General features: G+C 66.2%; 10 protein-coding genes. 5 read left to right on the top strand and 5 right to left on the bottom strand.

What is annotated here, in order from left to right:
* Both gndA and ACFP9U_RS22765 read right to left on the bottom strand, forming a co-directional pair.
* Positions 1 to 876 (bottom strand): NADP-dependent phosphogluconate dehydrogenase (gndA, locus tag ACFP9U_RS22770; RefSeq protein WP_378624964.1); only part of this gene is annotated, 876 nt, incomplete at its 3' end.
* A 54-nt stretch (positions 877 to 930) separates the two neighbouring features.
* Positions 931 to 1,362, bottom strand: a complete 432-nt coding sequence (locus ACFP9U_RS22765) for a Fur family transcriptional regulator (protein ID WP_322451052.1) — start codon at positions 1,360 to 1,362, stop codon at positions 931 to 933.
* Between the two features lie 231 nt (positions 1,363 to 1,593).
* Here ACFP9U_RS22765 and ACFP9U_RS22760 point away from each other — a divergent pair, with 231 nt between their 5' ends.
* From ACFP9U_RS22760 to ACFP9U_RS22745, 4 genes are all read left to right on the top strand, one after another.
* A complete protein-coding gene (locus ACFP9U_RS22760) occupies positions 1,594 to 1,830 on the top strand; it encodes an Lrp/AsnC ligand binding domain-containing protein (RefSeq protein WP_322451053.1) in 237 nt (78 codons plus the stop codon).
* Between the two features lie 79 nt (positions 1,831 to 1,909).
* Entirely contained in the window at positions 1,910 to 2,599 is a 690-nt protein-coding gene (locus ACFP9U_RS22755; protein ID WP_378624963.1) for a D-lyxose/D-mannose family sugar isomerase, read from the top strand.
* A gap of 11 nt (positions 2,600 to 2,610) precedes the next feature.
* On the top strand, positions 2,611 to 3,222 hold the full coding sequence (locus tag ACFP9U_RS22750; RefSeq protein ID WP_378624960.1) for a nucleoside triphosphate hydrolase: 612 nt from the start codon (positions 2,611 to 2,613) through the stop codon (positions 3,220 to 3,222).
* Positions 3,223 to 3,308: 86 nt separating this feature from the next.
* Positions 3,309 to 3,809, top strand: coding sequence for a hypothetical protein (locus ACFP9U_RS22745; RefSeq protein WP_378624959.1), 501 nt, complete (start codon positions 3,309 to 3,311; stop codon positions 3,807 to 3,809).
* A gap of 135 nt (positions 3,810 to 3,944) precedes the next feature.
* On the opposite strand, the gene ACFP9U_RS22740 is transcribed toward ACFP9U_RS22745, so the two are convergent.
* The 3 genes from ACFP9U_RS22740 to ACFP9U_RS22730 all read right to left on the bottom strand — a co-directional run bounded on the left by ACFP9U_RS22740 (position 3,945) and on the right by ACFP9U_RS22730 (position 6,576).
* Positions 3,945 to 4,802, bottom strand: coding sequence for an NlpC/P60 family protein (locus tag ACFP9U_RS22740; RefSeq protein ID WP_378624956.1), 858 nt, complete (start codon positions 4,800 to 4,802; stop codon positions 3,945 to 3,947).
* Positions 4,799 to 5,149 carry a MarR family transcriptional regulator gene (locus tag ACFP9U_RS22735; protein ID WP_322451058.1) on the bottom strand — a complete coding sequence of 117 codons (351 nt, stop codon included), beginning with the start codon at positions 5,147 to 5,149 and terminating at the stop codon, positions 4,799 to 4,801. Before ACFP9U_RS22735 ends, ACFP9U_RS22740 begins: the two co-directional genes overlap by 4 nt.
* 62 nt (positions 5,150 to 5,211) lie before the next feature.
* Complete coding sequence (locus ACFP9U_RS22730) at positions 5,212 to 6,576, bottom strand: leucyl aminopeptidase family protein (protein WP_378624954.1); 1,365 nt, start codon at positions 6,574 to 6,576, stop codon at positions 5,212 to 5,214.
* Positions 6,577 to 6,688: 112 nt separating this feature from the next.
* Here ACFP9U_RS22730 and ACFP9U_RS22725 point away from each other — a divergent pair.
* A partial coding sequence (locus ACFP9U_RS22725; protein ID WP_378624953.1) for a tetratricopeptide repeat protein occupies positions 6,689 to 7,090 on the top strand: 402 nt, incomplete at its 3' end.

Below are 7,090 nucleotides of genomic sequence, written 5' to 3'. Positions count from 1 at the left end.
CGACAGGCTGCGCGCGGCGACGGCCGCCTCTATGGCCGTGGCGGGGATGCCCAGCGTCTGTGCCTCGATGGCCGACCAGCGACCCGTACCCTTCTGCCCGGCGCGGTCGAGGATCACGTCCACCATCGGCCGGCCGGTGGCCGGATCCTGCGCGGCAAGCACCGCCGCCGTGATCTCGATCAGATAGGAGTTGAGCCGGCCCTCGTTCCACCCGGCGAAGACCGGCGCGATTTCGCCTGCCGGGAGCCCGTGCGCATCGCGCAGGATGCCGTAGATCTCGGCAATCATCTGCATGTCGGCATATTCGATGCCGTTGTGGATGGTCTTGACGAAGTGCCCTGCGCCGTCGGGCCCGAGCCAGGCCTGGCAGGCCTCGCCCTCGTGACGGGCGGCGATCGCCTCGAAGATGGGCTCGATGCGGCGGTAGGCCGACGCACTGCCGCCGACCATGATCGACGGCCCGTGGCGCGCGCCCTCCTCGCCGCCCGAGACCCCCACGCCGAGAAACTGCGGCCCACCTTCGGCGAGCGCGGCCATGCGCCGCCGGGTATCGCGGAAATTGGCGTTGCCGGCATCGATGATGATGTCTTCGCGGGCAAGCAGCAGCCGCAGCGCGGCAATCTGCTGGTCCACCGCCTCTCCCGCCTGCACCATCAGGATGATCGGCCGAGGCCGGGCGATGGCCTTGGTCAGGGCCTCCATCGTCTCGCACGGCACGATGTTTTCCGCCAGCGCGCCCGCCTCGCGCATGAAGGTGTCGATGCGGGCCGTGGTGCGGTTGTGGACGGCAACGCGAAAGCCCTTTTCCGCGATATTGAGCGCCAGGTTTGCGCCCATCACCCCGAGGCCGATCAGGCCGATGTCAGCTTCTTTCATGCTTGTATCCGTTTCGTGTGTGCCCCGAGGGCTTCTTATCGTCTGGTTTTCGCCTCAGCGCCGGCGCCGCTTCCTGCCGTAGAGCTCCAGCCTGTGATGCACGATGTCATAGCCGAGCGAGCGGGCGATTTCATCCTGCAGCGCCTCGATCTTGCGTGAGTGGAACTCGATCACGTCGCCGGTATCGATATCGATGAGGTGGTCGTGGTGACCGCCGCCGGCCTGCTCGAAGCGGGCGCGCCCCCCTTCGAAAGCATGGCGATGGATGGCGCCCATCTCCTCGAGCAGCTTCATCGTGCGGTATACGGTGGAAAGCGAGATGCTGGGGTCGATCTCCGAAGCGCGACTGAAGATCTCCATCGCGTCGGGATGATCCTCCGTCTCGGAAAGAATGCGCAGGATCACCTGCCGCGGCCGGGTGATTCGCACCCCCTCCCGGCGCAGCATGGTCTCGTAGTCCTGCGTGTCTCCGACGTTCTCGCTCATGGCGGCGACTATGCTTCAGAACGGGCGGCGTTGCAAAGCCCACCCGGCATCGGGTCGACGTGGTATTCACCCTGCCGACAAGGACTCGACGAGGTGTTGCGCCGGGGCGTCTGCGCCGCCATATCCGAGGAGGTCGGGAAAAGCAGCCGGCGGTACCGAACCTGTTGACAGGAAGGCAGGATAGGCGGACCTTCCAGTTCGCCGAGGACCCAAGCCTGCCGAAAGGAAACCATGAGACCCGTCTTCGTTCAGTTGCGTTGCCAGCCAGGCAAGACCTACGAGGTGGCCGACGAGCTTTACAAACGTGAGATCGCGTCGGAGCTCTACTCCACCAGCGGCGAATACGATCTCCTGCTCAAGGTCTATATCGAGGACGGCGTGGACATCGGCAAGTTCATCAACGACAACATCGCCGACGCGCCGGGCATCGTCCGTTCCCTCACCACGCTGACGTTCAAGGCGTTCTGACAAGGGCTGCAACGGACTTGGCGCAACATCCCACATACTGTACCACGCGCCTCGTATGGCGCGCTGAGGAGGCATGGCGGTGAAACGTTCGAGGGTCAACAACATCCTGCGCGAAGGCGCGGACTTCATCCGCTCTTTCGGCTACGTGCTGCCCCCCTTCGCCGACTGGACGCCGGCCGACATGAAGACGCGGCGCTCAAAAATCGGCGGCATCGTCCATGCCAGACTCGGATGGGACATCACCGACTACGGCGCCGGCGACTTCGACAAGCGCGGGCTGTTCCTCTTCACCACGCGCAACGGCGACGCGGCGGCGCTGAAGGAAGGGCGCGGCATGCTTTACGCGGAAAAGATCATGATCTCGCGCCGTGACCAGATCTCGCCCATGCACCGCCACGTGGTCAAAGCCGAGGATATCATCAATCGCGGCGGCGGCACGCTTTGCATCGAGCTCTACGCCTCGGCGCCCGACGGTGCGGTCGACCGCAGGGCCCCGGTCACGGTGCCCACCGACGGGGTGATGCAGAGGCTGGAGGCGGGCGGAGTTCTGCGCCTCGGCCCCGGCGAGAGCGTAACGCTCATGCCCGGCATTTGGCACGAGTTCTGGGCCGAGGGGTCCGATGTGCTCATCGGTGAGGTATCGACCGTCAACGACGACCTGACGGACAACATCTTCGCCGAACCCATCGACCGCTTCTCGACGATCGAGGAAGACGAAGAGCCTTACCGCCTGCTCGTCTCCGACTATCCGGCATGGCTCGGCGTGTGAAGGAAGCCCGGATGGAACACGATCACCTTGCGGGTCTTCTTCTAGAGCAAGCCGGCGATGCGCAGCGTTTCATCGTGGCCATTGCCGGCCCGCCTGGCTCGGGCAAATCCACCCTGGCCGCGTCTGCCGCCGAAACGCTTCGACGGCACGGCGAATCGGTCGCCATCGTGCCAATGGACGGCTTCCACTACGACGACGCCGTCCTGCGCGACCGTGGCCTTGCGGACCGCAAGGGTGCGCCGGAAACGTTCGACTTCGCCGGCTTCCGCACCTTGCTGCAACGTATCCGCATGTGCGAAGCCGGGGTGGCGATCCCGGTGTTCGACCGCACCATGGAGCTTTCGCGCGCCGCAGCGGCCGTGGTGGAAGCGCAGACGCGCCTGATCCTGGTGGAAGGCAACTATCTGCTGCTCGACGAGGAGCCTTGGAGAGAATTGGAAGCGTTGTTCGACCTGACGGTCTATCTCGACGTACCCCGCGCGGAACTGGAACGCCGGCTGCTTGCGCGGTGGCACGGCCACGGGCGCGAAGCCGCGGCCGCAAGGCACTGGGTCGAGACCAACGATCTGCCCAATGCGGACCGGGTGATGCGCACCCGTCGCGAGGCTGACATAGTCCTGTGATGGGCAGGAAACGCATACTGGCGGAACCATGCAACCCTGTTCGCGGTTGCGAGGCGTTCGCACAATGACCAGTAAAGGAGAACAGGATGAATGCTTCGCAGATGATCTGCCCCTCAGCTCCGGCGGGCGCGATGGAGAAGCTGCTGCCCCTCGTGGTGGCGCTCATGTTTCTGCTCGCGCCGCTTGCCAATCTGCCGCTGCTTGCCCAGGGCCTCGAAAGCGAAGAGGCCATCGACGCGATTGTCGGCTCCGACGTGAAGACCGAGGAGGTATCCCGCGAGGAGCAGATCGACCGTGTCGTGGCGGCCATCGAGAACACGCGCCAGAGTGCAGAGGCCGTGCGCAAGGCATTCAGCCTCGACACGCTTGAGATCGTCCTCCTGCCGAGGGCCAAGGAAGACGGCGCCATCGAAGAGACTGCCTCCGAACACGAGGAGGATATTGAGCTCTTGCGCCAATCCATCGAAGGCAGCGCGATGTTCTACCATGCCATCGATTCGCGCGGGATCATGCTGCGCGACATCGTCGCCGTGGAATTCGGCGAAGACAACGTCGTCACGATATTCGTCGACGAGCCCGCCCGGTAACTGCGCTTTCCAGCTTCCGTTCAGCGCGCGGCGCTAGAGCAGGGTGCGCTCACATTCGTTCGCTTGTCTGCTCTATCTGCTTGTTTTTGCTGCATTTGTGCCACGCCAAGTGATTCCACTTGGCTGCAAAATGCTTTAAGATCCCAGCCGCCGGATGCCGACGGGGCGGCCGTAGAGCGGTTCGATGCGGCGTACCGCTTCGGCGAGCAGCTCCCGCGAGACCGTCATCGTGAACCCGTTGGCGTGGATGACCTGCTCGCTGTCGAGCATGATCGCCACGTGTCCGCGCCAAAAGACCAGATCGCCGCGTCCGAGAGGCGCGCCTTCGCGCACCGGCACGCCCAGCCCCTCGGCCTGCATGTCCGTGTCCCGCGGGACCTCGCGGCCCGCCATGAAGAGGGCGATCTGGACAAGACCGGAGCAGTCGATGCCGAAGCCGCTCGCCCCACCCCATAGATAGGGGGTATGCAGGAACTCTTCCGCGACCGAAACGAAATCGACGGTGGGCCGGCCTCGGGGGCGGAGGTGTCGGGCGATCATCGCCCCGCCCGAGGCAAGCAGGGCATAGCGCGTGCCCCGCTCTTCCGTCTCGCCGGTGACGGCGAGCCGCGCGCCCATGCTGTGGGTGGTGAGAGGCGGGCTCTGCAGTTCCGCCGTCGGATAGACGAAGCTGCGCTGGACGCACACGACATGGGTCGGTTCGGGCATGCCGGGCGCGATCGCCTCCGTCCGGACGTAACCGACATAGCCGTCGCGATCCGCCTGGGTCCAGGCCCAGCCGTCCCGCTCCTCGAAAACGAGAACGGTGTCGCCGCAAAGGAACTGCGTATCCACGCCGCTTGCTGCATCCGGAACGGAATGCACATCCGCCACCGGCAGCGAAACCGCCGCCGGCGTGCCGGATACGAAGCGGGCGGCCTCCACCTGTCCTTTCAGCCTCGCATCGGCAAGATCCGGACGGAAAGCGTTGAGGCGGCGATCAAGCGTGCTCATAACGACAGGTCTCCGGCCTTTTCCACCACTACGTCCCCGAAGCGCTCCACGAAAAGAGCGCCTTCCACCGTACGGCGGATCAGCACGTTGCGCCGGTCGCGCGCGTCACGGTGGCGGCTGACGAGCTTGAGCGATCCCATCGTGTCGAGGGCGCGGGTAATGACGGGCTTCGTCACTTTCAGCTTCTCCGCCAGGCCGCGCACGGTGTGCGGCGGTGGATCGAGATAGATGGTCAGCAGGATGGCCAATTGCCGCTCCGTCAGGTCCGGCATGCCGGCACCGACCTCGGCCAGACAAACCTGCTGCCACAATCTGAGCGCCTGGCTCGGGCGCAAGACGACCGGCATCGGCACCACCCGTGATCGTTTCGGGCCCGTATCATTGCCGGGTTCCGCGCTTTTTGCAACGGCTACGCAAATCGCCGGCGCAAGACGGTCTCGATGGCGCGAATGCCCTGCGCCTCGCCGCCTATCGGACAGGCGGGCTTCTCGGCGGGGTTCCAGCCATAGATGTCGAAATGCGCCCAGCCGCCCGCCTTCTCCACGAAACGCTCCAGGAAGAGCGCGGCGGTGATGGAGCCGGCAAAGCTGTCGGCGGTGACGTTGTTGATGTCGGCCACCTTGGAGCGCAGCTTCTCCGCGTAGGCCTGCCACAGCGGCATACGCCAGAGCGGATCGGCCGCCGTCTCCGCCGCTTCGGCAAGGGCGGCGGCGAGCGCCTCGTCCCGCGTGTAGAAGGGCGGCAGGTCCGGCCCGAGCGCCACGCGCGCCGCACCCGTCAAGGTGGCCATATCGATCATCAGCTCCGGTGCTTCCTCGTCGGCGAGCGCCATGGCGTCGGCCAGCACCAGCCGCCCCTCGGCATCCGTGTTGCCGATTTCCACGGTGATGCCCTTGCGGCTCTTGAGAATGTCGCCCGGACGGAAGGCGTTGCCGGCGATGGCGTTCTCCACGGCCGGGACCAGGACCCGCAGGCGCACGGGCAACCCTGCCGCCATCACGATTGCGGCAAGGCCCAGCACACTGGCGGCCCCGCCCATATCCTTCTTCATCAAAAGCATGCCGCTCGCCGGCTTGATGTCGAGCCCGCCCGTGTCGAAGCACACGCCCTTGCCCACCAGCGTCACCCTCGGTGCGTCCTGTGCGCCCCAACGCAGGTCGATCAGGCGCGGCGCCTCGGCACCCGCCCTGCCGACGGCATGGATCATCGGCAGGTTCTCGGCAAGCAGCGCCTCACCCGCCGTGACGCGGACCTCTGCACCGTGGGCCTTCGCCAGCGTGCGCACGGCCTCCTCCAGGGCCTCCGGTCCCATGTCGTTGGCGGGCGTGTTGATGAGATCGCGGGCGAGAAAGACGCCTTCGGCGATCCGGTCGGTCGCCGCGTGGTCGGCGCCCTCGGGCGCGGCAAAGTGCAATTCGGGCGTCGGCTTTGCACCGTAGCGGGTAAAGGCGTAGGCCCCCAGCTTGAGGGCGATCGCCGCCAACCTGGGATCGCGCGGCGGTGTCGCGAGATGCCAGCTCCCCTGCGGCAGGACGCGGGCGAGCTTGCCGAGCGCCAGCGGCGCCGGTGCCCTGCCGATGCCGAAAAAGGCCCCGGCGAGTGCGCCGTTTGTGCCGGGGATGGAAAGGAAGTGCCCCTCCCCGCCTTCGAACCCATTCGCACGCGCCCAGGCGCAGGCTGTCGCGTCCGCGCCGGTCTCTTCCAGATCAGGGCCGGCGGCAAGATAGACGGGCAGCGACGTGGTGTCCCGGCGGGCGGTTAGCGTAAGCGGCATGACGGCTTTCCTGAAAATCGAACGGTTTAACGCTCCATTAGGGTTAACAGAATACTTCTCGGCCAGGGAAGGCCAAAGAGGCAGGCCAGCCTAGCGGGCAGAGGGGGTGCGCATGTTCAGCCGAGACTCAATCCGAACGACGCCGCGCAGAAGCAGCAGGATCGCCATCTCCGCGGTTCTGGCCCTGGCCACCGTCGCCGCGGCGGGCTGCGCCAGCAGCGGCCGCAAGGTGGACGGCGTGACCACCGGATCGGTGGAGCGGAGCGGCACCCTTGCGCGGATGTCGAGCGACGAGCTGGCCGGCGCGGCCGTAAGTCTCGGCGAGGCCTACAGCCGCGATCCGAAGGACAAGTCGGTGGCGCTGCGCTATGCGAGCATCCTTCAAATGAGCGGGCGCACGGACCAGTCGCTCGCCGTCATGCGCAAGCTGGCGATCGAGCATCCCCAGGACCGCGAGGTGCTGGCCGCCTACGGCAAGGCGCTGGCGGCGGCCGGCGAACTGGAGCCGGCGCTC

It is taken from the genome of Nitratireductor sp. GCM10026969 (assembly GCF_042660605.1).
Lineage (GTDB): Bacteria > Pseudomonadota > Alphaproteobacteria > Rhizobiales > Rhizobiaceae > Chelativorans.
The sequence above is the reverse complement of the archived record's forward strand: the minus strand, read 5'-3'. Positions and strand labels throughout refer to the sequence as shown.